This window comes from Streptomyces sp. NBC_01445 (assembly GCF_035918235.1).
Classification (GTDB): Bacteria; Actinomycetota; Actinomycetes; order Streptomycetales; family Streptomycetaceae; genus Streptomyces.
The window spans coordinates 5921745-5946121 of the sequence record NZ_CP109485.1; the positions used below are offsets into that span (position 1 = coordinate 5921745).

24 protein-coding genes and 1 tRNA gene are annotated in these 24377 nt (G+C 71.0%); 15 read left to right on the forward strand and 10 right to left on the reverse strand.

Annotation, left to right across the window (positions count from 1 at the left end; translation table 11 throughout):
* Nucleotides 1-45: 45 nt before the first annotated feature.
* On the reverse strand, nucleotides 46-1149 hold the full coding sequence (locus OG574_RS27070; RefSeq protein ID WP_326775321.1) for a P1 family peptidase: 1104 nt from the start codon (nucleotides 1147-1149) through the stop codon (nucleotides 46-48).
* A gap of 181 nt (nucleotides 1150-1330) precedes the next feature.
* On the opposite strand from OG574_RS27070, the gene OG574_RS27075 reads away from it, so the two are divergent.
* Nucleotides 1331-1726 carry a radical SAM protein gene (locus OG574_RS27075; protein ID WP_398376677.1) on the forward strand — a complete coding sequence of 132 codons (396 nt, stop codon included), beginning with the start codon at nucleotides 1331-1333 and terminating at the stop codon, nucleotides 1724-1726.
* Between the two features lie 50 nt (nucleotides 1727-1776).
* Nucleotides 1777-1959 (forward strand): hypothetical protein, encoded by a 183-nt coding sequence (locus tag OG574_RS27080; protein WP_100596104.1) that lies wholly within the window; start codon nucleotides 1777-1779, stop codon nucleotides 1957-1959.
* Between the two features lie 7 nt (nucleotides 1960-1966).
* Here the strand turns inward: OG574_RS27080 and mscL are convergent, their stop codons facing one another.
* The 6 genes from mscL to OG574_RS27110 all read right to left on the reverse strand — a co-directional run bounded on the left by mscL (nucleotide 1967) and on the right by OG574_RS27110 (nucleotide 7852).
* Complete coding sequence (gene mscL, locus OG574_RS27085; RefSeq protein WP_326778634.1) at nucleotides 1967-2428, reverse strand: large conductance mechanosensitive channel protein MscL; 462 nt, start codon at nucleotides 2426-2428, stop codon at nucleotides 1967-1969.
* A gap of 147 nt (nucleotides 2429-2575) precedes the next feature.
* Nucleotides 2576-3154: an RcpC/CpaB family pilus assembly protein gene (locus tag OG574_RS27090; protein WP_326775322.1), complete on the reverse strand. Its 579-nt coding sequence runs from the start codon at nucleotides 3152-3154 to the stop codon at nucleotides 2576-2578.
* Nucleotides 3155-3335: 181 nt separating this feature from the next.
* Nucleotides 3336-4211, reverse strand: coding sequence for an S-methyl-5'-thioadenosine phosphorylase (locus OG574_RS27095; protein WP_100596107.1), 876 nt, complete (start codon nucleotides 4209-4211; stop codon nucleotides 3336-3338).
* A gap of 93 nt (nucleotides 4212-4304) precedes the next feature.
* Nucleotides 4305-4640, reverse strand: coding sequence for an FmdB family zinc ribbon protein (locus OG574_RS27100; RefSeq protein ID WP_326775323.1), 336 nt, complete (start codon nucleotides 4638-4640; stop codon nucleotides 4305-4307).
* Nucleotides 4641-4707: 67 nt separating this feature from the next.
* Nucleotides 4708-5994, reverse strand: coding sequence for an MFS transporter (locus OG574_RS27105; RefSeq protein WP_326775324.1), 1287 nt, complete (start codon nucleotides 5992-5994; stop codon nucleotides 4708-4710).
* Between the two features lie 337 nt (nucleotides 5995-6331).
* Nucleotides 6332-7852, reverse strand: coding sequence for a potassium/proton antiporter (locus tag OG574_RS27110; protein ID WP_326778635.1), 1521 nt, complete (start codon nucleotides 7850-7852; stop codon nucleotides 6332-6334).
* Nucleotides 7853-8120: 268 nt separating this feature from the next.
* On the opposite strand from OG574_RS27110, the gene OG574_RS27115 reads away from it, so the two are divergent.
* The gene (locus OG574_RS27115; RefSeq protein ID WP_326775325.1) at nucleotides 8121-10943 is read left to right on the forward strand and encodes a penicillin acylase family protein; all 2823 of its coding nucleotides are present in this window, start codon (nucleotides 8121-8123) and stop codon (nucleotides 10941-10943) included.
* Nucleotides 10944-11041: 98 nt separating this feature from the next.
* Here the strand turns inward: OG574_RS27115 and OG574_RS27120 are convergent, their stop codons facing one another.
* On the reverse strand, nucleotides 11042-11644 hold the full coding sequence (locus OG574_RS27120) for a 5-formyltetrahydrofolate cyclo-ligase (RefSeq protein WP_326775326.1): 603 nt from the start codon (nucleotides 11642-11644) through the stop codon (nucleotides 11042-11044).
* Nucleotides 11645-11728: 84 nt separating this feature from the next.
* Between OG574_RS27120 and galU the strand changes: the two genes are divergently transcribed.
* The 7 genes from galU to OG574_RS27155 all read left to right on the forward strand — a co-directional run bounded on the left by galU (nucleotide 11729) and on the right by OG574_RS27155 (nucleotide 17475).
* Nucleotides 11729-12631: a UTP--glucose-1-phosphate uridylyltransferase GalU gene (gene galU / locus OG574_RS27125; protein ID WP_326775327.1), complete on the forward strand. Its 903-nt coding sequence runs from the start codon at nucleotides 11729-11731 to the stop codon at nucleotides 12629-12631.
* Between the two features lie 4 nt (nucleotides 12632-12635).
* Nucleotides 12636-13985 (forward strand): molybdotransferase-like divisome protein Glp, encoded by a 1350-nt coding sequence (gene glp / locus OG574_RS27130; RefSeq protein ID WP_326775328.1) that lies wholly within the window; start codon nucleotides 12636-12638, stop codon nucleotides 13983-13985.
* Between the two features lie 83 nt (nucleotides 13986-14068).
* Nucleotides 14069-14563: a cyclic pyranopterin monophosphate synthase MoaC gene (moaC, locus tag OG574_RS27135; protein WP_326775329.1), complete on the forward strand. Its 495-nt coding sequence runs from the start codon at nucleotides 14069-14071 to the stop codon at nucleotides 14561-14563.
* Nucleotides 14560-15060 carry a MogA/MoaB family molybdenum cofactor biosynthesis protein gene (locus tag OG574_RS27140; RefSeq protein WP_100596116.1) on the forward strand — a complete coding sequence of 167 codons (501 nt, stop codon included), beginning with the start codon at nucleotides 14560-14562 and terminating at the stop codon, nucleotides 15058-15060. Before moaC ends, OG574_RS27140 begins: the two co-directional genes overlap by 4 nt.
* On the forward strand, nucleotides 15057-15728 hold the full coding sequence (locus tag OG574_RS27145) for a GNAT family N-acetyltransferase (protein WP_326778636.1): 672 nt from the start codon (nucleotides 15057-15059) through the stop codon (nucleotides 15726-15728). Before OG574_RS27140 ends, OG574_RS27145 begins: the two co-directional genes overlap by 4 nt.
* 171 nt (nucleotides 15729-15899) lie before the next feature.
* Entirely contained in the window at nucleotides 15900-17315 is a 1416-nt protein-coding gene (gene sepX / locus OG574_RS27150; protein WP_326775330.1) for a divisome protein SepX/GlpR, read from the forward strand.
* A gap of 86 nt (nucleotides 17316-17401) precedes the next feature.
* Nucleotides 17402-17475: transfer RNA gene (locus OG574_RS27155), tRNA-Ala, on the forward strand.
* 95 nt (nucleotides 17476-17570) lie between these two features.
* On the opposite strand, the gene OG574_RS27160 is transcribed toward OG574_RS27155, so the two are convergent.
* Nucleotides 17571-18068, reverse strand: coding sequence for a GNAT family N-acetyltransferase (locus OG574_RS27160; RefSeq protein WP_326775331.1), 498 nt, complete (start codon nucleotides 18066-18068; stop codon nucleotides 17571-17573).
* A 47-nt stretch (nucleotides 18069-18115) separates the two neighbouring features.
* Here OG574_RS27160 and OG574_RS27165 point away from each other — a divergent pair, with 47 nt between their 5' ends.
* Nucleotides 18116-18937 carry an exodeoxyribonuclease III gene (locus tag OG574_RS27165; RefSeq protein WP_326775332.1) on the forward strand — a complete coding sequence of 274 codons (822 nt, stop codon included), beginning with the start codon at nucleotides 18116-18118 and terminating at the stop codon, nucleotides 18935-18937.
* Between the two features lie 164 nt (nucleotides 18938-19101).
* On the forward strand, nucleotides 19102-20112 hold the full coding sequence (locus OG574_RS27170) for a DUF6528 family protein (RefSeq protein ID WP_326775333.1): 1011 nt from the start codon (nucleotides 19102-19104) through the stop codon (nucleotides 20110-20112).
* Between the two features lie 12 nt (nucleotides 20113-20124).
* Here OG574_RS27170 and OG574_RS27175 read toward each other — a convergent pair whose 3' ends face one another.
* The gene (locus OG574_RS27175) at nucleotides 20125-20751 is read right to left on the reverse strand and encodes a MerR family transcriptional regulator (RefSeq protein WP_326778637.1); all 627 of its coding nucleotides are present in this window, start codon (nucleotides 20749-20751) and stop codon (nucleotides 20125-20127) included.
* A 209-nt stretch (nucleotides 20752-20960) separates the two neighbouring features.
* Between OG574_RS27175 and OG574_RS27180 the strand changes: the two genes are divergently transcribed.
* The 3 genes from OG574_RS27180 to OG574_RS27190 are packed head-to-tail and all read left to right on the forward strand — an operon-like array spanning nucleotide 20961 to nucleotide 24336.
* Nucleotides 20961-22514, forward strand: a complete 1554-nt coding sequence (locus OG574_RS27180) for a flavin-containing monooxygenase (RefSeq protein WP_326775334.1) — start codon at nucleotides 20961-20963, stop codon at nucleotides 22512-22514.
* Nucleotides 22511-23464: an alpha/beta fold hydrolase gene (locus tag OG574_RS27185; RefSeq protein ID WP_326775335.1), complete on the forward strand. Its 954-nt coding sequence runs from the start codon at nucleotides 22511-22513 to the stop codon at nucleotides 23462-23464. Before OG574_RS27180 ends, OG574_RS27185 begins: the two co-directional genes overlap by 4 nt.
* Entirely contained in the window at nucleotides 23461-24336 is an 876-nt protein-coding gene (locus tag OG574_RS27190; protein ID WP_100596124.1) for an SDR family oxidoreductase, read from the forward strand. The genes OG574_RS27185 and OG574_RS27190 overlap by 4 nt, the downstream gene beginning before the upstream one ends.
* Nucleotides 24337-24377: the final 41 nt, after the last annotated feature.

Genomic DNA, 24377 nt, shown 5'->3' on the forward strand with positions numbered 1-24377 from the left:
CCGTAAGTCATGGGGCGCCCTGGGCGTCTTGGTGCGCCCCGTGCCTCAACTCCCGTACAGATCCCGGTACGAGAGGAACGTCCCGCCCGGCCCCCGCACCGAATCCGCCGTGAGCACCGCCCGCACGATCGCCCGCGTCACCATGTCCGCGCCCGCCGCGAGGATGTCGTTCAGCGCGAGGGGGTTGGCCTCGTCGAGCGGGCGGGTGCCGGTCGCGACGGCGAAGACGGTGTCCCCGTCGTTGAGGAGATGCACCGGACGGACGGCGCGCGCGATGCCGTCGTGCGAGGTGCCCGCGAGCTTGTGCGCCTCGGAACGGGTGAGCACCGCGTCCGTGGCGACGACGGCGAGCGTGGTGTTCATCGGCGGCGGCGCCTGTCCGGCGGCCTCCTCCTTGGCCCGTGCGATCCGCTCCTGCGCCGCCGCGTGCGCCTCGGGCGAGGGGTACGGATATGGGTGCGGGTGCGGTTCGCCGTTCCGCGCGGAGGCGAAGGCGGAGCTGGAGACGGAGGCCGGGTCGAAGAGCCGCCCGTAGAGCGCGCCCGTCGCCGGATCGACCGCGGAGCCCACCGCGTTGGCCACGACCAGCGCCGCGACCGTGATGCCCGAGTCGAGCACTGTGCTTGCCGTGCCCACGCCGCCCTTGAGCCCGCCGATCACCGCGCCCGTGCCCGCGCCCACCGAACCCTCCGCAACGGGCGAGCCCGGCGCGGACGCAGCCGCCGCCTCCACCGCCGCGCGGCCCGTCGCCGCGTGAGGCCTGGCCCCGAACTCCCCGCCGCGCCCCAGGTCGAAGACGCACGCGGCGGGGACGACCGGCACCACCTCGCACGGCCCCGCCCCCACCCGTACGCCCCGGCCCTGCTCCTCCAGCCATGCCATGACACCTGAAGCGGCGTCCAGGCCGTAAGCACTGCCGCCCGTCAGGGTTACGGCGTCGATGCGCCGGACCACGTTGCGCGGGTCGAGCGCGTCCGTCTCCTTCGTGCCCGGGCCGCCGCCGCGCACGTCCACGGCAGCGGTCATCCCGCCCTCGGGCGCGAGCACCACCGTCGTCCCGGTCAGCCAGCCGCCCTCGCCGGTGCGGGTGGCGTGACCGACCCGCAGGCCGGTGACATCGGTCAGGGCATTGCGCGTGGGCGTCGTCATACGGCATGCGTATCACGTGAGTTGGGCCCCGGGGCCGCCTCCGCGCGGGCCCCGGCGCCGGGTGCGGGGCCGCGTGCGCGGCCGTGATCCCCGCCGCCGTCAGCGTGATCCCCGCCGCCGTCGGCTCGCGCAAAGCACGAGCTCGGCCTGCACACCGCCGTCGACACCTCGGGCTTCCTCGGTGGGCGCCACCGACGCGCTGCTGCGGGACGTCGGCCTCGTCCTGCTCGACATCAAGTCCTGGGACCCCGAGACCTACCGCAGGGTCACCGGACGCCCCCTGCGCCCGACCCTCGACGTCGCGCACCGCCTCGCCGACCTCGGCAAGAACGTCTGGGTGCGCTTCGTCCCCGTGCCCGGCCTGACCGACGAACCGGAGAACATCGAGGGCGTCGCTTTCGCGGGCTCCCTCGGCAACGTCTCCGGCGTCGACGTCCTGCCCTTCCACAAGCCGGGCGAGCCCAAGTGGCAGGGCCTCGGCAAGCCCTTCCCGCTGCACGACACCCCGACGCCCACCCTCGAGCAGCTGGCCACGCCCAGGAACATCTTCACGGCGCACGGCCTCACCACGGTCTGAACGGCCCGCACCCCGGCAGCCGGCCCCCCGACGGACGTACGCTGGGAGGCATGAGCACCGCCCCCGCCCCCGAACCGCGCGATCCGAAGAACGCGCTGGTCTTCGACGATCCGCTGAGCACGCAGTCCTCGGACGACACGGACCGAGGGTGGGGCGAGCGGCCCACCACCGGCGGCGACAGCGCCGCCGACCTGGCACGCTTCCTCGACGAGAAGCCGCCCCACCACCTCTGAGCCGCGGCTACTGCTCGCGGTGCCCGGAGCCGCGCTGCGCCACCAGAGCGTCGCGGATCTCCTTCAGGACCTCCAGCTCGGACAGCTCGACGACCTCCGCGGCACCTTCCTTCGCGGCATCCCGGGCCGCCTTCTTGGCCAGGTACTTGGCCATCGGCAGCACCATCAGGAAGTACACGACCGCGGCGGTGATCAGGAACGTGAGAGTGGCGCTGAGCACCGTGCCCCACAGGATCTCGATGCCGTCGTCGCCCGGGCACGTGCCCTTCAGGCACGACTTGTAGCCGTCCAGGTCCTTCGTGCCGAACGCGCCGACCAGCGGGTTGATGACGCCCTTCACGACGGCGTTCACGATGTTGGTGAACGCGGCTCCGATGACCACCGCGACCGCAAGGTCGATCACGTTCCCGCGCATCAAGAAGGCCTTGAAGCCCTCCCACACGCTCGGCTTCTTCTTCTCGCTCACCAGAAGGCCTCTCTTCACTTGTGCAGGACGTGGAGCAAACAGCTCCGCAACCTACGACAGCGCCTGGCGGGCCTGTCCAATTCGCCAACTCGAACGAGGGATTTGACTTCGAACCCGTGCGGACCGGCTCGTCCGGGGACCCGAAAATGATCACCACAGCGTCACCGCCAGCCGCGAGGTGGCACCGGCCCCGGCGAGCCGCGCCGCCGTCGCCCGAGGCACGGACAGTACGACCAGCGCACCACCCTCCGCGACAGCATCGCCGGCCGACTCGGGCGACTCCGGTACGGAGCTGACCCGCGCCCCCGCCGCCACGACCCTGCCGCCTTGGCGACCGGAGCCCTGCCCATCACCGGCGCCGGCTCCCGCGCCCGCCGCCACGACGTCGACCCGGTCGCCCGGCCGCAGCAGCCGCACCGCCGCCGCGTCCGCGATCCGCACCGGCGCGGACACCATCACGACCGACCGCCGCACCCGCTCCCGCCCGGACGCGGACTCCGAGGAGCCCGACCCGGCACCGGACGACCCGGCACCGGACGACCCCGCCCCAGACGACCCAGCCCCTGAAGGCCCCGCCGCCACGAGCACCGCCGCCGTCACGGCGAGCCCCGCGGCGACCGCCCGCCGCCGGTACCGGCCCGCACGGCGCGCCCGCCACCGCCCGCCGCGCACCCGCAGCGGCGCGAAATGCGGGACCTCGCACGTCGGGGGAGTGCTGAACGGGGACATGGGCGACCACCACCTGGATCGAGAGGCATCGAAAGTCTCGGAATGCGACGCAAGCTCGGAAGCTCGCCTCGCGCTCCACGATCCAGGCCCGCGTCGATTCCCGCTGAGCCCCGTGTACTACTCGCCAGTTGTGGACAACTCCCTCACCCGAAGGCGAAGTTCAGCCACCCTCCCTGTCGGGTTACGGCAGCACGATCCCCGGATCCATCCCCCCGAGCGCCCCCCTGCACAAGCAGTCCCGCTCGCCCTCCGCCGGCAGCTCCGCCACCGCGTCGAAGAGCACCGCCCGCAGCCGGTCCACATTGGCGGCGAAGACCTGGAGGACCTCGTCGTGCGAGACGCCCTCGCCCGAATCGGCGCCCGCGTCGAGGTCGGTGACCAGGGTCAACGACGTGTAGCAGAGCTCGAGTTCACGCGCGAGCATCGCCTCGGGGTGGCCGGTCATGCCGACCACCGACCAGCCCTGGGAGGCGTGCCAGCGGGACTCGGCGCGGGTCGAGAACCGCGGCCCCTCGACCACGACGAGCGTCCCGCCGTCCACCGGCTCCCAGTCGCGTCCGCGCGCCGCCTTCACGGCGACCCGGCGCCCGGCCGGGCAGTACGGGTCGGCGGGCGACACGTGCACGACGTTCGGCACACTCCCGTCCGCCAGCGGCTCCCCGTCGAAGTACGTCTGCGCGCGGGCCTTCGTCCTGTCCACGAACTGGTCGGGCACCAGGAGCGTCCCCGGTCCGAACTCGGGTCGGAGCCCGCCCACGGCGCACGGGCCGAGAACCTGCCGGACGCCCACCGAGCGCAGGGCCCAGAGGTTGGCGCGGTAGTTGATGCGGTGCGGCGGCAGATGGTGGCCGCGGCCGTGGCGGGGCAGAAAGGCGACCTTCCGGCCCGCGATCTCGCCGAGGAAGAGCGAGTCGCTCGGCGCTCCGTAAGGGGTGTCGACCTGGACCTCGGTCACGTCGTCCAGGAACGAGTAGAAGCCGGAGCCGCCGATGACTCCGATCTCGGCCGTGACCTGTGTGTTCGCCTTGTTCGCCGTGCCGGGAACTGTATTCGCCATGTCCGGCACAGTATCCGCCCGGGAACGCCGAAAACCCTGTCGTCGCAGGACGACAGGGTTCCGTAAGAACTTGGCCGAAGCGGCCGAGCGGTCTTAGGCGGCGGAAGAGCTCGAGGACGAGCCCGAAGAAGAAGACGAAGCGGAGGCCGAGGACGTCGACGCGGAGGACGACTTGGCGTCCGAGGACGAAGACTTCGTGTCCGAGGTGGTCGACTTCGCGGACGACGACGCCGGCGAGCTGCTCGACGAGGAGCCGCGGCTGTCGTTGCGGTAGAAGCCTGATCCCTTGAAGACGATGCCGACCGCCGAGAACACCTTCTTGAGGCGTCCGTCGCAGCTGGGGCACACGGTCAGGGCGTCATCGGTGAACTTCTGCACCGCCTCGAGGCCCTCGCCACACTCGGTGCACTGGTACTGGTACGTCGGCACTTGCTTCCTCCTGGCACTCTCACTCGATGAGTGCTAACGACAATCCATAGTGACGTATTCCGCGAGATCAGTCCACTGACACGGGCACTCGGTGACCGATACCACGCGCCACGGTCCGGCCGGTCGACGGCGGGACGAGGCGGGACCGCAGGGTCGCGAGGAGCAGTACGGCGAGCACCGTGCCGCCCATCGGGACGAGGAATCCGGCGCCGTCCCAGAGGCGGTCCTCCAGCTGGCCGGCGACCGTGACGGCCGCTGCCTGGCCGAGCGCGACCGCGCCCGTGAGCCACGTGAAGGCCTCGGTGCGGGCGGTCGGCGGGACCAGCTTCTCGACGAGCGTGTAGCCCGTGATCAGGGCCGGGGCGATGCACGTGCCCACCAGCAGGCCGATACCGGCGAGCAGCAGCACCGACTGCGCGGCCCAGAGGCCGGAGGCGGTCACGGCGAGCGCGGTGTAGGCGAGCAGGAGGCGGCGCTGCGGCGCGATCTTCCAGGCGACGGCTCCGCAGACGATGCCGGAGAGCATGTTGCCCGCGGCGAACGTCCCGTAGAGGACACCGTTCAGGCCGGGCTCGCCGATCGACTCGGTGAAGGCGGCCAGGGCGACCTGCATGCCGCCGAAGACGGAGCCGATGCCGAGGAACGCCACGATCAGGACGCGCACTCCCGGGATCCGCAGCGCGGAAACGTGCTCCACGCGTGCGTGGACCTCGCCGGCGGTGCGGGAGGGCTGGGGCTGCGTGCCGCGCTGCGCGGCGAACAGGAGGCCGCCCACGAGCGTCAGGGCCGCCTCGGTGACGAGACCGGCGGCGGGGTGCACGCCGGTGCACAGGGCGGTCGCGAACAGCGGGCCGAGGACGAACGTGAACTCGTCCGTGACCGACTCGAAGGCGGCGGCCGTGGTCATGAGGGGCGAGCCCTGGAGCTTGACGCCCCAGCGGGCCCGCACCATGGGACCGATCTGTGGGGTGGAGGCGCCGGTCGGGACCGCCGCGACGAACAGGGCCCACAGGGGGGCGTCGGTGAGCGCGAGCACCGTCAGCAGGAGCACGGACGCCGTGTGCAGCAGGACGCCGGGCACGAGGACGGCGCGCTGCCCGAAGCGGTCGGCGAGCTTGCCCGTGAAGGGGGCGAACAGCGCCATGGAGACGCCGGTCGTGGCGGAGACGGCGCCGGCGGTGCCGTACGAGCCGGTGGTGTGCTGCACGAGCAGGACCGTCGAGATGGTGAGCATCGCGAACGGCTGCCGGGCGGCGAAGCCGGGGAGCAGGAACGTCCAGGCGCCGCGGGTGCGCAGCAGCCGGCCGTATCCGGGGCGCTTGTCGGTGACCGTGGCCGTGTAATTCTCTGGCACGGCCCTTGCCTTTCTGCCGCCTGGTAGCGCTGCCCCGGTAGGGGTGTGCGCCGAGAGCCGTCCTCATGCGCCGGGAACCGAGTGATACCGGGGTCCGCGCCAGGAGGGCCTGGGCCATGCAGGGTATGCAAGGGAACCGCGGCCGCTTTGCGGTCGCGCCGGCTCTACATCAGGCAGAGTCGGTGGAACTTCAAGTGTGTACCACCCATGCTAACGGCCGGACGGGCCGCTTTCTTCCGCGTAGCGGAACTTCATCCACCGGTCATCGACACGCCATCCACTCGCCGGCTCCCTCTCTGAGCCCCGGCGCCCCGCTCTCCGCGTACGAGCTACGGCGCTACTGTGCCCGCCCTGCGCGTCCCGGGCCGCCGTTTCCCGCCAGCCATCCGGCGAGCTTGCCGCCCTGTGCCACGGCCCGCAGCCGGGCCTCGGCCGCGTCCCGCACCTGGTCCGTCGCGACCACGAGCAGTTCGTCGCCGTGCCGCAGGACAGTCGTCGGCAGCGGCACGAAGGACTGCTTCTCGCGCACGACGAGCGTGACGGCGGCGCCCGGGGGCATCCGCAGCTCGCTGACCTCGACGCCGTGCATCCGGGACTCCTTGGGGATCGTCACGGACAGCAGATGTCCGCGCAGCCGCTCCAGAGGCGCCGATTCGATACCGAGGTCGGCGGCGGAAGCGGAGTCGCTGCCGAGCCGCAGTTTCCGGGCGAGCCAGGGCAGCGTGGGCCCCTGGACGAGCGTGTAGACGACGACGAGGACGAAGACGATGTTGAAGATCCGGGTGCTGTCCTCGACGCCGTTCACCATGGGGATGGTCGCCAGGATGATGGGCACCGCGCCGCGCAGCCCGGCCCAGGACATGAGTGCCTTCTCCTGCCAGGGCATCCGGAACGGCAGAAGACTCAGGACGACACTGAGGGGGCGCGCCACCATCGTCAGGACGAGGCCGATGACGATCGCGGGCCAGAAGTCGTCCACGAGGTCGTGCGGGGTGACGAGCAGGCCGAGCAGGACGAACATGCCGATCTGCGCGATCCAGCCGAGCCCTTCGGCGAAGCCGCGCGTGGCGGGCCAGTGCGGCAGCTTCGCGTTGCCGAGGACCATCGAGGCGAGGTAGACGGCGAGGAATCCGCTGCCGTGGGCCATGGCTCCGGCGGCGTACGCGGTGACGGCGATGGCCATGACGGCGATCGGGTAGAGGCCGGAGGCGGGCAGCGCGACGTGCCGCAGGCCGAAGGAGCCGAGCCAGCCCACCGCGATCCCGATCGCGGCGCCGATCGCGAGTTCGAGCGTGATCTCGCCGATGAGGGCGTACCAGTGCTCGATGGGTCCCGCCGTGGAGAAGGCCACCACCAGGATCACCACAGGGGCGTCGTTGAAGCCGGACTCGGCCTCCAGGACGCCCGTCACGCGGGACGGCAGCGGCACCTTGCGCAGCACGGAGAAGACGGCCGCGGCGTCCGTCGAGGACACCACCGCGCCGATGATGAGCGCATGCCGCCACTCGAGCCCCACGACGTAGTGCGCTCCGGCGGCCGTCACACCCACGCTGATGGCGACGCCGGCCGTTGACAGCATGACGGCGGCCGGCAGCGCCGGTCTGATGTCTTTCCACTTCGTGCCGAGGCCGCCCTCGGCCAGGATCACGACGAGGGCCGCGTAGCCGATGACCTGCGTCAGCTCGGCGTTGCTGAACGACACGTTGCCGATGCCGTCCTGACCCATCGCCACCCCGATACCGAGGTAGAGGAGCAGGCTTGGCAGACCGCTGCGCGAGGAGATGCGCACGGCTGCGACGGCGATCAGCAGGACCAGCGAACAGACGAGCAGGAGCTGATTGAGGTGGTGGACAGTCAGGGGCTGTTTCCTTCCTCCGAAGGTCGTACGGGGTGGCCCGTACGGGTGTACGGGACGCTGCGGAACGACCAGGTACTTCGTTACCTTACCTAATCGTTAACGCTTTCTTGACGCTCCCCAGGGTGAGCTCGGGCGGGTTGGGGCCCCGGGTTCTTGACACCGCGTCCGAGGCCGCCGTGCCCTGCGCCTATGGTTGCTCCAGCGCTCCGTGACCCCACAGCCCGCCAGCAGCCCGCTCTGCCGCTCGCGAAGGACAGCAAGGACAGCGATGCCCTCGAACACCAACGCCTCTTCCGGCCATTCGTCCGGCAAGAAGAAGGGGCGCAGAGCCCGACTGATCGTGATCGTGCTGGTCCTGGCCATTGTCGCGGGCATCGGCTACGGCACGTACTGGAGCATCAGTACCGTGCGTGCCTCCTTCCCGCAGACAAAGGGCTCGATCAAGCTCGACGGGCTCTCCGGTCCCGTGGACGTCAAGCGGGACTCCTACGGGATCCCTCAGGTCTATGCCTCGTCCGACGAGGACCTGTTCATGGCCCAGGGCTATGTGCAGGCACAGGACCGCTTCTGGGAGATGGACGTCCGCCGCCATATGACCTCCGGCCGGCTCTCCGAGATGTTCGGCAAGAGCCAGGTCAAGACCGATGAGTTCCTGCGGACGCTCGGCTGGCACCGGGTGGCGCAGAAGGAGTACGACTCCAAGCTCTCGCCCGAGACGAAGAAGTACCTCCAGGCGTACGCCAAGGGAGTCAACGCCTACCTCGCCGGCAAGGACGGCGGGGACATCTCCGTCGAGTACGCGGCGCTCGGGTTCACCAACGACTACGCGCCCCAGAAGTGGACGCCGGCCGACTCCGTGGCCTGGCTCAAGGCGATGGCGTGGGACCTGCGCGGCAACATGCAGGAAGAGATCGACCGCTCCCTGATGACGAGCCGCCTCGGCCCGCAGCAGATCGCGGACCTGTACCCGGACTACCCGTACGACCGGAACAAGGCGATCGTCCAGTCCGGCTCCTACGACAGCGCGACCGGCTCCTACGGGGAGGGCTCCGGCGGGTCCGGAAATCAAACCGGCACGGGTACGGGCACCGGAACGGGTAACTCCACAGGAACCGGCACCGGCACCGGCACGGGCACTGGCACGCAAGGCGCCACCGGCACCGGTCTCGCGGGCAACACTGAGGCTCCCAACGGCCTCCAGAGCCAGCTGACCGGGCTCTCCGACGCCCTGGACCAGGTCCCCGCGGCCGTCGGCCCGAACGGCAACGGCATCGGCTCCAACTCGTGGGTGGTCTCCGGGGCGCACACGATCACCGGGAAGCCGCTGCTCGCCAACGACCCGCACCTGTCGCCGCAGCTCCCGTCGGTCTGGTACCAGATGGGCCTGCACTGCCGGAGCCTGTCGGCCTCGTGCCAGTACGACGTCACGGGCTACACGTTCTCCGGGATGCCCGGCGTGATCATCGGCCACAACCAGGACGTCTCCTGGGGCATGACGAACCTGGGCGCCGACGTCACCGACCTGTACCTGGAGAAGCTGAACAGCGGCGGCGGGTACCAGTACGACGGCAAGACGGTCCCGTTCAAGACCCGCAAGGAGACCATCAAGGTCGCCGGCGGCGACGACAAGACCATCACCGTCCGCGAGACCAACAACGGTCCGCTGATCTCGGACCGGGACGACGAGCTGGTCAACGTCGGCAAGAAGGCGAAGGTCGACGCCGCTGCCCCCGACCGGGGCGACGGCTACGGGGTCTCGCTGCGCTGGACCGCGCTGACCCCCGGCAAGTCCATGGACGCCGTCTTCGAGCTGAACAAGGCGAAGGACTGGACCCAGTTCCGCAAGGCCGCCGCCGACTTCGAGGTGCCCTCGCAGAACCTGATCTACGCCGACACCAAGGGCAACATCGGCTACCAGGCACCCGGCAAGATCCCGGTCCGGGGCAAGGGCGACGGTTCGCTGCCCGCGCCCGGCTGGGACTCCGAGTACCGCTGGAAGAGCTACATCCCGCAGTCGGCGCTGCCGTACGAGTACAACCCCAAGCGCGGCTACATCGTGACCGCCAACCAGGCCGTCATCGACAAGGACAAGTACCCGTACCACCTCACCTCCGACTGGGGTTACGGCACGCGCAGCCAGCGCATCACCGATCTGATCGAGTCGAAGATCGCCGGCGGCGGCAAGATCTCCACCGACGACATGCGCACCATGCAGATGGACAACAGCAGCGAGATCGCCAAGCTGCTCGTGCCCAAGCTGCTCAAGATCGACGTCTCGGACAAGTACGTCCGCGAGGCGCAGAAGCTCCTGGAGAACTGGGACTACACCCAGAACCCGGACTCGGCCGCGGCCGCGTACTTCAACTCGGTCTGGCGCAACATCCTCAAGCTGTCCTTCGGCAACAAGCTCCCCAAGGAGCTGCGGGTCAAGGGCCAGTGCCTGAGCGTGGAGCCTGCCGGTGACACCGGCCCGGCGGACGAGGACCGGCGGGTGCGCGAGTGCGGAGAGCGCGACGCGGACTCGGCGCAGCCGGACGGCGGCGACCGCTGGTTCGAGGTCGTCCGCAAGATCATCAACGATGAGAACAACGACTGGTGGAAGGCCCCGGCCACCCGCACCGACGCCGAGACCAAGACCCGTGACCAGCTGTTCGCGCGGGCCATGGAGGACGCGCGCTGGGACGTCACGGCCAAGCTCGGCAAGGACGTCGACACCTGGAGCTGGGGCCGGCTGCACCAGCTGAGCCTGAAGAACCAGACCCTCGGCACGGACGGGCCCGGCTGGCTCCAGTACGTGCTCAACCGCGGCCCGTGGAAGCTCGGCGGCGGCGAGGCGGCCGTGGACGCGACCGGCTGGAACGCGGCCGGCGGCTACGGCGTCATCTGGGTCCCGTCGATGCGCATGGTGGTCAACCTCGCGGACCTCGACAAGTCCAAGTGGATCAACCTCACCGGCGCCTCGGGGCACGCGTTCAGCGCGCACTACACCGACCAGACGGAGAAGTGGTCCAAGGGCGAACTCGTCCCGTGGGTCTCTTCGGAGAAGGCGGTCGGCAAGAACACGAAGGACACCCTGGTGCTGCGGCCCTGACAACGGGCGACACCTTCTGAAAGGGCCCTCCACGCACGCGTGGAGGGCCCTTTCATGTTCCTGAGGAGAGGTCGCTCACCGGTCGCTCACCGAGCCCCTCACCGGAAGCGGCGCACTCCCGAAGGCGTCACCACGGCGTGCACGGGACGGTCGTGCGGCTCCTCGGGGACGCGCTCGACGACCTCACCGTCGTACAGGAGCACCACGAGCGCCGGATCCGCGTCCGCGCGCTCGAGCCGCGCGAGGACCCGGTCGTACGAGCCGCCGCCGCGGCCGAGCCGCATGCCGCGCCCATCGACGGCGAGGCCCGGCAGCAGCACCGCGTCGGCCTCCACGACGGCCTCCGCGCCGAGCGGCTCCCCGGACGGCTCCAACAGGGCCATCTTTCCCGCATGTTGAACGCGCGCGAGGGACCCCGGTCCGTCGTAGGCGCCCCAGTCGAGGTCGTTGTCGTCGAGGAGTACGGGAAGCAGGACGCGCACCCCGCGCGCGTGGAGCGCGTCGAGCAGCGCGCGGGTGCCCGGTTCACGGCCTACGGAGACGTACGCGGCGACGGTCCGTGCCCCGGCCAGCTCCGGAAGTTCAAGGGCCCGACGGGCGAGCGCCCCGGCCGCCGTCTCGACGTCATCGGCGGGCAACCCGGATCTCACCTGGAGGAGTTCTGCCCGCAACGCGTTCTTGTCAGCCTTTGACAAACACATAGCCAGCTCACAAACCCCTCATATAGGCACCAAGTTAACTGGAAGCAAATCTTCCGCCCAGACGCTACGGATATGGTTCACCGCATGACTGAGTCGCACCCCAGGATCAGCAAGGCTGTCATCCCCGCCGCGGGCCTCGGCACCCGGTTCCTGCCGGCCACCAAGGCAACGCCCAAGGAGATGCTGCCGGTCGTCGACAAGCCGGCGATCCAGTACGTCGTCGAGGAGGCCGCGGCTGCCGGTCTCGACGACGTACTCATGATCACGGGCCGCAACAAGCGGCCCCTGGAGGACCATTTCGACCGCAACTACGAGCTCGAGTCGGCTCTCCAGAAGAAGGGTGACGCCGGCCGCCTCGCCAAGGTCCAGGAGTCCAGCGACCTCGCGACCATGCACTACGTCCGCCAGGGCGACCCCAAGGGCCTCGGCCACGCCGTCCTGTGCGCGGCCCCGCACGTCGGCCAGGAGCCCTTCGCGGTCCTCCTCGGCGACGACCTGATCGACCCGCGCGACCCCCTGCTCGCCCGCATGGTCGAGGTCCAGGAGCAGCGCGGCGGCAGCGTCATCGCACTCATGGAGGTCGAGCCCTCGCAGATCCACCTCTACGGCTGTGCCGCCGTCGAGGCGACCGTGGACAGCGACGTCGTCAAGATCACCGGCCTGGTCGAGAAGCCCGACCCCGCGGACGCCCCGTCGAACTACGCGATCATCGGCCGCTACGTCCTCGACCCCGCGATCTTCGACATACTCCGCCGGACCGAGCCGGGCCGCGGCGGCGAGATCCAGCTCACCGACGCCCTCCAGCAGCTCGCCGACGACGAGAAGGCCGGCGGCCCCGTCCACGGCGTCGTCTTCAAGGGCCGCCGGTATGACACCGGGGACCGCGGCGACTATCTGCGTGCCATTGTCAGACTCGCGTGCGAACGTGAGGACCTGGGCCCGGACTTCCGGGCCTGGCTTCGCAGTTACGTCACCGAGGAGATGTAGCACCTTGAGCAGCACGACCACGCACGTCACCGGTCAGGAGCACGTCTGGTCGGTGGCGGAGCACCTGGAGGACATCCTCGCCACGGTCCGCCCGCTGGAGCCCATCGAGCTCCAGCTCCTCGACGCACAGGGCTGCGTCCTCGTCGAGGACATCTCGGTGCCCGTCTCGCTGCCCCCCTTCGACAACAGCTCGATGGACGGGTACGCGGTCAGGGCCGCCGACGTGGCGGGCGCGAGCGAGGACTTCCCCGCGGTGCTCACGGTCGTCGGCGACGTCGCCGCGGGCCAGGCCCGGCTGCTCCACGTGGGGCCCGGCCAGGCCGCCCGCATCATGACCGGCGCCCCGCTCCCGCCCGGAGCCGAGGCCGTCGTCCCCGTCGAGTGGACCGACGGCGGCCTGGGGGAGGGCCCGGTCTCCGGGATGCGCGCCCACAGCGCCGCCCCCGAGGGCGCCTCCGGCGAGGTCCGCGTGCACCGCCCCGCCGAGGCACGCGCGCACGTGCGCGCCAAGGGCAGCGACGTGAAGGCGGGTGACCGCGCCCTGGAGTCCGGCACCGTCCTCGGCCCGCCCCAGATCGCCCTCCTCGCCGCGATCGGCCGCGGCACCGTACGCGTGCGCCCGCGCCCGCGCGTGGTCGTCATGTCCACCGGCAGCGAACTGATCCAGCCGGGCGAGGAGTTGGCCGAGGGCCAGATCTACGACTCCAACAGCTTCGCCCTCACCGCCGCCGCCCGCGACGCCGGAGCGATCTCCTACCGCGTCGGCGCGGTCGCCGACGACGCGGAGACACTGCGCTCCACCATCGAGGACCAGCTGATCCGCGCCGACCTCATCGTCACCACGGGCGGCGTCAGTGTCGGCGCGTACGACGTCGTGAAGGAGGCGCTGACCTCCGTCGGCGACTCCGAGGACGAGACCGGCATCGGCGCCGGCAGCGGCGTCGAGTTCCGCAAGCTCGCCATGCAGCCGGGCAAGCCCCAGGGCTTCGGCACCATCGGCCCCGAGCACACGCCGCTCCTCGCCCTGCCGGGCAACCCCGTCTCCTCGTACGTCTCCTTCGAGCTGTTCGTACGCCCCGCGGTGCGCACCCTCATGGGCCTGCCCGCCGCCGACGTCCACCGGCCGTCGGCCCGCGCGGTCCTGAAGTCGGCCAAGGCCCTCAGCTCGCCCGCCGGACGACGCCAGTTCCTGCGCGGGACGTACGACGCCGAGGCCGGGACCGTCACCCCTGTGGGGGGCGCCGGATCCCACCTCGTCGCGGCGCTCGCCCACGCGGACGCGCTGATCGTCCTGCCCGAGAAGACCACGTCGGCCGAGCCCGGTGCGGAAGTGGACGTGGTCCTCCTCGGCTGAGCGCGCCGTCCGCGCGATACCGTGTCGCGCACAACAGGCCGCGCGCCGCACCGCGGCCCACGGACCGGGAGCGCCAGAGCACCATGAGCAGTTCGCAGGACCGACTGACGCACATCGACGAGGCGGGCGCGGCCCGCATGGTCGACGTGTCCGCCAAGGACGTGACCGCGCGCACCGCCCGTGCCAGCGGCCGCGTCCTCGTATCGCCCCGCGTGGTGGAGCTGCTGCGTGGCGGGGGAGTGCCCAAGGGTGACGCCCTCGCCACGGCGCGCATCGCCGGGATCATGGGTGCCAAGCGCACCCCCGACCTCATCCCGCTCTGCCACCCGCTGGCGGTGTCCGGGGTGAAACTGGACCTGTCCGTCGCCGACGACGCGGTCGAGATCCTCGCCACGGTGAAGACCACGGACCGCACGGGCGTCGAGATGGAGGCCCTGACGGCCGTCTCGGTGGCCGCGCTCACGGTGATCGACATGGTGAAGGCCGTCGACAAGGGCGCCGTCATCACGGACGTACGCGTGGAGGAGAAGACGGGCGGCAAGTCGGGCCACTGGACCCGTCCGGAGGCCGGGGAATGAGCCCCTACCGCGCCCTCGTCGTCACCGCCTCCAACCGCGCCGCCGCCGGGGTCTACGCCGACACCGGCGGCCCCCGGATCGCGAAGGGCCTCGAAGCCCTGGGGTTCCAGGTCGACGGGCCGCAGGTCGTGCCCGACGGGGACCCGGTGGCCGAGGCGCTGCGGGCCGGCGTCGACGCCGGGTACGACGTCATCCTCACCACCGGCGGCACCGGCATCTCGCCCACCGACCGGACCCCCGAGGCCACCCGCAGCGTGCTCGACCACGAGGTGCCGGGCATCCCCGAGGCCATTCGCGCGTTCGGACGGGAGAAGGTGCCCACGGCCGCGCTCTCCCGAGGCCTCGCCGGCGTCGCGGGACGCACGCTGATCGTGAACCTGCCCGGGTCGTCCGGCGGCGTCAAGGACGGCCTCGCCGTACTGGGTCCCCTGCTGACCCACGCCGTCGACCAGCTGCGCGGCGGCGACCACCCCAGACCCGACGGGGGTGCGAGCTGAACACCCCATCCTGGCCGGTCGAGCTGACGGACGGTGACGTCTGCCTGCGCCCGATAAAGCTGCGCGACCAGCGGGCCTGGCGCGAGGTCAACCGCCGCAACCGCGACTGGCTGCGCCCCTGGGAAGCGACCATCCCGCCGCCCACGCCCAGCGGCCCGATCGCCCACCGTCCGACGTACCGTCAGATGGTCCGCCATCTGCGCGCCGAGGCGAGCGCGGGGCGCATGCTGCCCTTCGTCATCGAGTACCAGGGGCGCCTGGTCGGGCAGTTGACGGTGGCCGGGATCACCTGGGGATCGATGTGCTCGGGCCATGTCGGCTACTGGGTCGACGAGTCGGTGGCCGGGCGCGGAGTGATGCCGACTGCGGTGGCGCTCGCGGTCGACCACTGCTTCCGCACCGTGGGCCTGCACCGCATCGAGGTCTGTATTCGCCCGGAGAACGTGCCGAGCCGCCGGGTCGTCGAAAAACTCGGATTCCGCGAGGAAGGGCTGCGGCCCCGCTATCTCCACATCGACGGCGGCTGGCGCGACCATCTCGTCTTCGCGCTCACCGCTGAGGAGGTCCCAGAAGGCCTCCTGAGCCGCTGGCGTCACAAGCGTGGCGGCAACACCGCTGGTCCGGGTGGTCCGAGCACCGCGAAGCGGCCGGGCACTTCGCCAAAATAAAATAAGTGTTCGAAATTGATCGGAGATCGTCCGCCGCAGGCATTAAATTCGCTCGACGGGCGGCGCGTTGATGCCTCAGTCGGAAAAAAAGTTCGAAATATCAGCCAGATCGTGCGACACACCGGCGCAATTGGCGGATGGCCTCACGCAAACCCCTCTACCGTGTGAGGCGTGAGCAGCAGCGGCCTCATCTACGCAGTCATCGTCGGGGCCTGGGCCGCCTACTTGGTGCCGATGTGGCTCCGTAGGCAGGACGAGCTGAACGAGGCCCGTCCGACGGAACGCTTCAGCACCGCCATCCGGCTGCTGTCCGGACGGGCGGGCATGGAGCGCCGATACGCCAAGGACCTGCAGGCGCGCTCGCCCGAAGGGGAGGAGCAGCGCAGCGACCCGTCCGTCCCGGACGCGGCCACCGACTCGGTGGACGTCCGGGCGTTCGCCGCGCCTCCGGTCCGCGGCGAGCGCAGGAGCGAGAACCGGGAGCCCCGCCACGAGCGGCACCCCGGATCCGAACCCCGCCCCGAGCCCCGGCCCCAGCCCAGGACCTCGCCCGCCCGGCAGACCCCCGACCGCCAGGTCTCCGCCCGGACCGCCCACGGTGAGCCGACGCACGACCGGCCGAACCGTGACCGGCCCGCCGGTGACCCGCACACGAACGGCAGGTCGGCAACCGGACGCGGCCCCGACCGCCAGCAGTCCGAGCGCCAGCCGTCCGACCGCCAGCAGTCCGAGCGCCAGTCGTCCGACCGCCAGTCGTCCGGCCGTCCGCAGTCCGAGCGCTCCGCGTCCGAGCGGCAGGCCGCCTCGGCCGACGCCGCCGCCCGTGCCCGCCGCTCCAAGGTGCTCGCCCGCAGGCGCCGTACGACCGTCATGCTCTTCCTCGCCTTCACGGCCGGCGCGGTCGTCGCCGCCGTCGGCGGGCTCGCGTTCCTGTGGGCGCCCGCGGTGCCCGCCGTGCTGCTCAGCTCGTACATCTTCTATCTGCGGGCCCAGGAGCGGCATCGCTTCGCGTACACGATGGACCGGCGCCAGGCCGAGGTCGCGGCGCAGCGGCTGCGCGAGCGGCAGCCCCGCAGGCGGCAGCCCGCCGCGGGCCGGGCCGCCGCGGAGGAGGCCGAAGAGGGGCCTGCGCCAGAGGTGGCGACCGACCCCGGTCTCGAGGCGCTCGCGGCCGACCGGCGTGCGCTCGTCGAACAGACCGACCACGCCGAGTGGGTCGACCAGCAGCGCGAGCGCCAGCGCGGCCCCGGCCACGGCGACAGCTGGGATCCGGTCCCGGTGCCCCTGCCGACGTATGTGACCGCCCCGGTCGCCCCGCGCGCCACGGGCAGCGTCGACCTCGGTGCCCCCGACGCGTGGAGCTCGGCCCGCTCCAGCACGGCGGGTGCGGCGCAGCAGGAGCCGGACGGGCACACCGGCGAGGAGCCGGGAGCGGCGTCCGGGGACTGCGACGGCGCGGACGAGACGGGGGACGAGCGCTGTGACGCCCGCCGGGCCGCCTCCGCGCGCCGGTCGCGCGAGCGCGGCCGCACCCCGCTCTTCGACCAGTACGACGACGGCGGCCGTCCCCGCGCGGCCAACGAGTGAGACCCGTTCGGGACCACCCTGGCTGACCAGCCAGGACCGGATTTCCGAGCACCCGGATCGGGATGCTAGAGTTTCACTCGTTGCAAGGGCCTGTGGCGCAGTCTGGTAGCGCACCTCGTTCGCATCGAGGGGGTCTGGGGTTCAAATCCCCACAGGTCCACCGCAATTAAGAGCCCCACCGGATTCGTCCGGTGGGGCTCTTGCCTTGCCTGCTCGCTCCCTCCTCTTGGCACCCTTTCCGCGATGTCGCGCGCGTCACAGTGCCTTGGCGAAGCAGCGGCTCAGTTCCTCGAAGCGGTAGTGGCCGAACTTGGTGCAGGGCGTGTAGCCGCTCGACGCGTAGAGGGCGATGGCCTCCGGCTGCTTGAGGCCCGTCTCCAGGACCATGCGGGAACGGCCGGCTGTGCGGGCGTCGTCCTCCAGGGCCGCGAGTATGCGCCGGGCCAGACCCAGCCCTCGCGCCTCCGGTGTGACGTACATCCTCTTCAGCTCGGCGTCGCCGTCCGAATATCCCTCGTCGTTCTGGTCCTGTGTGCGCCAGCCGCCGGTGGCGAGCGGGGCGCCCCCGTCGTCGTACGCGATCAGGTAGAGGCCGCGCGGGGCGTCGAACATCGTCGGGTCGAGTGGGGTGACATCGCCTTCGTCGCCGTAGCGCTCGGCGTATTCGAGCTGGACGCGGTCGTTCAGCTTGATCGCATCGGGGTGTCCGAAGGAGACGCGCTGGAGGGTGGGAGCCATGGGCTGAATACTCATGCTGAGTATCGTATCTCTATGCTGACGGATGCGGCTGTTCGTTTTCAGTGTGCCGGTATCGTGCCCTGGTGCTGACTGTGACGAGTGTCAACGTGAACGGGCTGCGGGCCGCCGCCAAGAAGGGCTTCGTGGAGTGGCTGGCCGGGACCTCCGCGGATGTCCTGTGCCTCCAGGAGGTGCGGGCCGAGCCGGAGCAGCTGCCCGAAGAGGTGCGCGAGCCCGAGGGGTGGCACGTCGTGCATGCCCCCGCCGGCGCGAAGGGGAGGGCCGGTGTGTCCCTCTACACGCGCCGTCGGCCGGAGCGCGTGCAGATCGGCTTCGGGTCCGAGGAGTTCGACGGGAGCGGGCGGTACGTGGAGGTGGACCTCCCCGGTGTCGTCGTCGCCAGCCTCTATCTGCCCTCCGGTGAGGTCGGGACCGAGAGGCAGGACGAGAAGATCCGCTTCATGGGCGAGTTCCTGGCCTATCTGAAGGGGCTGCGGGAGCGGGCCGCCGCCGAGGGCCGCGAGGTGCTCGTGTGCGGCGACTGGAACATCGCCCACCGCGAGGCCGACCTCAAGAACTGGAAGTCCAACAAGAAGAACTCCGGCTTCCTCCCCGAGGAGCGCGACTGGCTCGGACAGGTCCTCGACGAGGCCGACGGCGGCTACGTCGACGTGGTGCGCTCCCTGCACCCCGACGAGGAGGGTCCGTACTCGTGGTGGTCGTACCGGGGGCGGGCCTTTGACAACGATTCGGGGTGGAGGATCGACTACCACCTTTCGACGCCCGGGCTCGCCGGACGGGCGGTCAAGGGGTTCGTCGAGCGGGCCGCCACGCATGACGAACGCTGGTCGGACCACGCGCCGGTGACCGTCGTCTACGAGTAGGCGCTTGAGGCGCGAGCAGGCTCTTGGTTCACGAGTGGGCCCGCGTCACAAAGTCCGGTAGAAGGCTGTCCCCGCGCCCGGGTGCCGTGGCAGATTTTGGGCGCGTGCATGGCAAGTCGGCAGGTCGTCCGAGTGATCAACTGTCAACCGTGCGGGGGGACTTCATGTCCGCGCTTCCTTCCAGACGTGGTGTGCTGCTCGGGGCCGCCGGGGCCGGGCTTGCGGCGGTGGTGTCGCCGGGGGTGGCCTACGCGGCGCCCGCGGGGACTCCCGCGGTCATGGTCACCGAGCAGGCGAGCAAGCGGATCCTTGTGCTCGATCCGCAGGCCGCCACCTGGGATCCGGCCGTCGATCCGTCCTGTGTGCGATGGCAGTTCTCGCCGGTCGGTGATCCGCACTACCGGGATCTCGTGCCGGACGAGAGCTGGGTGTACCCCGCCGAGGCCAAGGTGCGGGTGCATCGTGGGCGGACGTATCTGCTGACCACGGCGTCGTTCGGGTTCGCGGCCGTCGTCTCGTATCCGTCGGGCCGGCGGTACTGGGGTGCGACGCTCGGGCCCGGCGACGATCTCTTCAACCCGCACAGCATCGAGATCCTGCCGGACGGGAACGTGGCCGTCGCGTGCAGTACGGGGGCGCTCGTAAGGCTCTACGCCGCGTCGCTCGGCCCGCACTCGGAGCGGTTTGCCGAGGTGACGCTGAAGGGCGCGCACGGGCTGCACTGGGACGCCCGGCGTGAGGTGCTGTGGGCGCTCGGGGACGACGAGCTGGTCGCGTATCGGGTGGGTGGTAGTCGGGTGCGGCCCGCGCTGACGCGGCTGTCGTCGGTGGGGCTGCCGGTCGCCAAACCGGGGAAGTCGCCCGGCGGGCACGACCTGTTCCCGGTGGCGGGGCGCCCGGGGCGGCTGTGGGTGACGACGAGCGCTTCCGTGTTCCAGTACGACATCGCGGGCGGAGCCTTCGTGCAGGACTTCGCCGGTGCGGCCGAGATCGCGCGGCCCGGGGTGAAGGCGATCGGGAACGATCCGCGGACCGGGCAGGCGCTCAGCACCGTGCCGGAGAGCGGCCTGGGTGAGACGTGGTGGACGACGAAGGTGAGCGTGCACCGGCCGCCGGCCTCGCGCACCCTCGTCAACGGCGGTATCTACAAGGCGCGTTGGTGGTTGCCGAGGTAGGAGGGCGGCCGCCTACTCTTCCGGTTTTTTGGCCAGGGTGCGGTCCAGGGCCAGGGACAGCTCCGCCTCGACCACGCTCTTGGCGAGCGGTCGCAGGCGCTGGAAGTCCTGTTCCGATGCGTGGGAGAGGACCAGGTCCGTGAAGAGTTCGGCCAGGTCCTCCGCGTGGGCGCGGACGCGTTTGGCGGCCGCGAGGACGTCGGCGAGCGGGACGCCCTCGCGGACCAGGGCGGCAGATACGTCGAGCAGGCGCCGGCTGACGTGCACGATCTCCTCGCCGTCGACGCCGACATAGCCGAGGTCCATCGCGGCTTCGAGGTTGTCCGGGGTGACCTGGCCCGCGAAGTAGTCGGCCAGTTCCTCGGGGGTGAGACGGACCGGGGTCTCCTCGGACGGTTCGCCGAGGCCGAGCAGTTCGCCGACGTCACGGCCGCGGTCGAAGGCCTCGGAGAGTTCGGCGATGCCGCTGAGGGTGTGGCCGCGTTCCAGGAGGGCGGCGATGGTGCGCAGCCGGGCCAGGTGGCTCTCGTCGTACCAGGCGATGCGGCCCTCGCGGCGTGGGGGCGGGATCAGCTTGCGTTCGCGGTAGAAGCGCAGGGTGCGCACGGTGATGCCGGCCTCCCGCGCGAGCTCCTCCATGCGGAACTCCCGGGTGCCGGGGTCTTTCGCCGTCGCCTTCGCCGCTTCCTTCGCCACGTGAGAACCCTATGTTGTGCCGCCGGTACCCGCGGCGGAGCCGCTGATGTCACATTCGTGGTCCCGACCCCTACCCATCAGTACGCACCTGCTCTACGCTCCCCATTGCGCCAGTGTTCACTGGCAGGGTCGCGCGGCAGGGAGGCGCCGGGATGACTGAGCACGAGCATGAGCACGTACGGGTGGTGGTGATCGGGTCCGGGTTCGGCGGCCTCGGGGCCGCGGTCCGGCTGCGGCGCGAAGGCGTCACCGACTTCGTGGTCCTGGAGCGGGCGGGCGCCGTCGGCGGCACCTGGCGCGACAACAGCTACCCGGGGTGCGCGTGCGACGTGCCCTCCCATCTGTACTCCTTCTCCTTCGCGCCCAACCCGGACTGGCCGCGCACCTTCTCCGGCCAGGAGCGCATCCGGGAGTACCTGGAGGGCGTCGCCGACACCTTCCGGCTGCGCCCGCACATCCGCTTCGACCACGAGGTGAAGCAGGCGCGCTGGGACACCGAGAAGCTGTGGTGGGTGGTCGAGACCTCGCAGGGGACGCTCACCGCCGACGTCGTCGTCTCGGCGACCGGCCCGCTGTCCGACCCGAAGATGCCGGACATCAAGGGCCTCGACGCCTTCCCCGGCAAGGTCTTCCACTCGGCGCGCTGGGACCACGACTACGACCTGCGCGGCAAGCGCGTCGCCGTGATCGGCACCGGCGCCTCCGCCATCCAGATCGTGCCGGCCGTCCAGCGGGACGTGGCGAAGCTGACGCTGTTCCAGCGCACCCCGCCGTGGGTCATGCCGCGCGCCGACCGCGCCATCACCGGTGCCGAGCGCTGGCTGCACCGCCGGCTGCCGTTCACCACGCAGGCCCGCCGCGGACTGCTGTGGGGCATCCGTGAGCTCCAGGTGCAGGCGTTCACGAAGCGGCCCAACGAGCTGGGCCTGGTCGAGCAGCTGGCCAAGCGCAACATCCACCGGTCCATCAAGGACCCGGCCCTGCGCGCCAAGCTCACGCCGAACTACCGCATCGGCTGCAAGCGCATCCTGCTGTCCAACGCCTACTACCCGGCCCTCGCGCAGCCGAATGTCGACGTCGTGGCCTCCGGGCTCAGCGAGATCCGCGGCTCCACGCTGGTCGCCACCGACGGCAGCGAGGTCGAGGTCGACGCGATCGTCTTCAGCACCGGCTTCCACGTCACGGACATGCCGATCGCCGACCGGGTCGTGGGCGCCGAGGGGCACACGCTCATGGAGTCCTGGAAGGACGGCATGAAGGCGCTGCGCGGCGCGACGGCGGCCGGGTTCCCGAACTTCATGACCGTCATCGGGCCCAACACCGGCCTCGGGAACTCCTCGATGATCCTGATGATCGAGTCCCAGCTGAACTATCTGGCCGACTACGTACGCCAGTTGGACGTGCTCGGCGGCCGCGTCGCGCTCGACCCGCGTGCGTCAGCCGTGAACGCGTGGAACCGCCGCGTGCAGGACCGGATGGAGCGCACGGTGTGGAGCTCCGGCGGCTGCAGCAGCTGGTACCTCGACGAGAGCGGCGTGAACACCACGCTGTGGCCGGGCACGACGACCGAGTTCCGGTCCGCCACGCGCCGGGTCGACCTCGGCGAGTACGAGGTGGTCAGGGCGCCGGCGGCCGAACCGGCGGCGGTACCCGCAGCACGTACGAAGAAGGGCCGGGGCGGCAAGGTGGAGGCGGGAGCGGCATGAGCAGGCTGATGCATGTGGTGAGCGGACCCTACGCGCCGCCGGCGGCCGCGCGTGAGCTGACGGCGGTCTCCGCCGACGGCGCCCGGCTGCACGTCGAGGTGCACGGAACCGTCGACAATGCCGCGGCGCCCACGGTGGTGCTCGCCCACGGGTGGACGTGCTCGACCGCGTTCTGGGCCGCGCAGATACGTTCCCTTGCCGCCGACCACCGGGTCGTCGCCTACGACCAGCGCGGCCATGGGCGCAGTCCGGCGGCGCAGGCCCCGTACTCGACACAGATGCTCGCCGACGACCTGGAGGCCGTGCTCGGCGCGACGCTCGCGCCGGGTGAGAAGGCCGTGCTCGTCGGGCACTCCATGGGCGGCATGACGATGATGGCCGCGTCGCAGCGGGCGAAGTTCCGCGAGCACGCGGCCGCGGTCCTGCTGTGCAGCACGGGCAGTTCGCGCCTGGTGGCCGAGTCGACCGTGCTGCCGCTGCGGCCCGGGCGGCTGCGGACCCGGATCACGACGGCCGTGCTCGGTGCGCGGGCGCCGCTCGGGCCCGTCACGCCGCTCGGCAAGAAGGTCCTGCGCTACGCGACCATGGGCCCGGGATCGTCGCCGGACAAGGTCGAGGCCTGCGCCCGCATCGTGCACGCCTGCCCCACCAAGGTGCGCTACCACTGGTCGCACGTCCTCGCCGAGCTCGAACTCGACGAGGGAGTAGCCGAGTTGCGGGTGCCGACGGCGGTCATCGCGGGTACGGCCGACCGCCTCACACCCGTCGTGCACGCACGTCGCCTGGCGGCGACGCTGCCGGAGTGCGTGGGGCTCACCGAACTCACCGGTCTCGGGCACATGACGCCCGTCGAAGCACCCGACCTGGTCACCGAGCGCATCCGCGAACTGGCCGAGTACGTCACGAACGGCGAGACGAACGACGAGTTGAAGGGAGCGGCATCCGCATGAGCAGGGTCAGTCTCGAAGGACAGGTAGCGGTCGTCACGGGTGCCGCGCGCGGCGTGGGCGAGCTGCTCGCGCGCAAGCTGGCGGCGCGCGGCGCCAAAATCGCGCTGGTCGGCCTGGAGCCGGACGAGCTGAAGGCGGTGTCCGAACGCCTCGACACCGACAGTGACTTCTGGCACGCCGACGTCACCGACCATGTGGCGATGGCGCAGGTCGCCGAGGAGGTCAAGCAGCGCTTCGGCAAGGTCGACATCGTCGTCGCGAACGCGGGCGTGGCCAACGGCGGCCCGTTCCTCGACTCCGACCCGGTCGCCTGGCGCCGCGTCATCGAGGTCAACCTGATCGGGTCCGCGGTCACGGCGCGGGCGTTCCTGCCGGTGCTCATGGAGAGCCGCGGGTATCTGCTCCAGATAGCGTCGCTCGCCGCGATCACGCCGGCGCCCATGATGACCGCGTACTGCGCGTCGAAGTCGGGCGTCGAGGCGTACGCGCACAGTCTGCGCGCCGAGGTCGGCTACAAGGGTGTACGGGTCGGGGTCGGGTACCTGTCGTGGACCGACACCGACATGGTGCGCGGCGCCGACCAGGACGACGTGATGCGCGAGTTGCGGCAGCGGCTGCCGTGGCCGTCGAACAAGACGTATCCGCTGGGCCCGGCCGTGGACCGGATCGTCGCGGGCATCGAGCGGCGGTCCTCGCACGTGTACGCGCAGTGGTGGCTGCGGGGCATGCAGGGCATCCGCGGCTATCTGCCCGGGGTCATCGGGGCGGTCGGGCAGCGCGAGATGCGGCGGTTCGAGCCGCGCCTGAAGAGCGTCTCGACGGGGCTCGTCGGGGCGGGGGGCGCCGCCGACGAGTCCGTACGGGGGAGTTGACGCTTCCCGATGCGCTGACCTGCGGCTTTTGGGGTCGGACA

Bases quoted from the DNA above. Each gene is read 5' to 3' on its own strand.
- OG574_RS27070 (WP_326775321.1), bottom strand. From the start codon at position 1,149: ATGACGACGCCCACGCGCAATGCCCTGACCGATGTCACCGGCCTGCGG.
- OG574_RS27080 (WP_100596104.1), top strand. From the start codon at position 1,777: ATGAGCACCGCCCCCGCCCCCGAACCGCGCGATCCGAAGAACGCGCTG.
- OG574_RS27090 (WP_326775322.1), bottom strand. From the start codon at position 3,154: ATGTCCCCGTTCAGCACTCCCCCGACGTGCGAGGTCCCGCATTTCGCG.
- OG574_RS27095 (WP_100596107.1), bottom strand. From the start codon at position 4,211: ATGGCGAATACAGTTCCCGGCACGGCGAACAAGGCGAACACACAGGTC.
- OG574_RS27115 (WP_326775325.1), top strand. From the start codon at position 8,121: ATGCCCTCGAACACCAACGCCTCTTCCGGCCATTCGTCCGGCAAGAAG.
- OG574_RS27120 (WP_326775326.1), bottom strand. From the start codon at position 11,644: ATGTGTTTGTCAAAGGCTGACAAGAACGCGTTGCGGGCAGAACTCCTC.
- galU (WP_326775327.1), top strand. From the start codon at position 11,729: ATGACTGAGTCGCACCCCAGGATCAGCAAGGCTGTCATCCCCGCCGCG.
- moaC (WP_326775329.1), top strand. From the start codon at position 14,069: ATGAGCAGTTCGCAGGACCGACTGACGCACATCGACGAGGCGGGCGCG.
- OG574_RS27140 (WP_100596116.1), top strand. From the start codon at position 14,560: ATGAGCCCCTACCGCGCCCTCGTCGTCACCGCCTCCAACCGCGCCGCC.
- OG574_RS27160 (WP_326775331.1), bottom strand. From the start codon at position 18,068: ATGAGTATTCAGCCCATGGCTCCCACCCTCCAGCGCGTCTCCTTCGGA.
- OG574_RS27170 (WP_326775333.1), top strand. From the start codon at position 19,102: ATGTCCGCGCTTCCTTCCAGACGTGGTGTGCTGCTCGGGGCCGCCGGG.
- OG574_RS27175 (WP_326778637.1), bottom strand. From the start codon at position 20,751: ATGGAGGAGCTCGCGCGGGAGGCCGGCATCACCGTGCGCACCCTGCGC.
- OG574_RS27180 (WP_326775334.1), top strand. From the start codon at position 20,961: ATGACTGAGCACGAGCATGAGCACGTACGGGTGGTGGTGATCGGGTCC.
- OG574_RS27185 (WP_326775335.1), top strand. From the start codon at position 22,511: ATGAGCAGGCTGATGCATGTGGTGAGCGGACCCTACGCGCCGCCGGCG.
- OG574_RS27190 (WP_100596124.1), top strand. From the start codon at position 23,461: ATGAGCAGGGTCAGTCTCGAAGGACAGGTAGCGGTCGTCACGGGTGCC.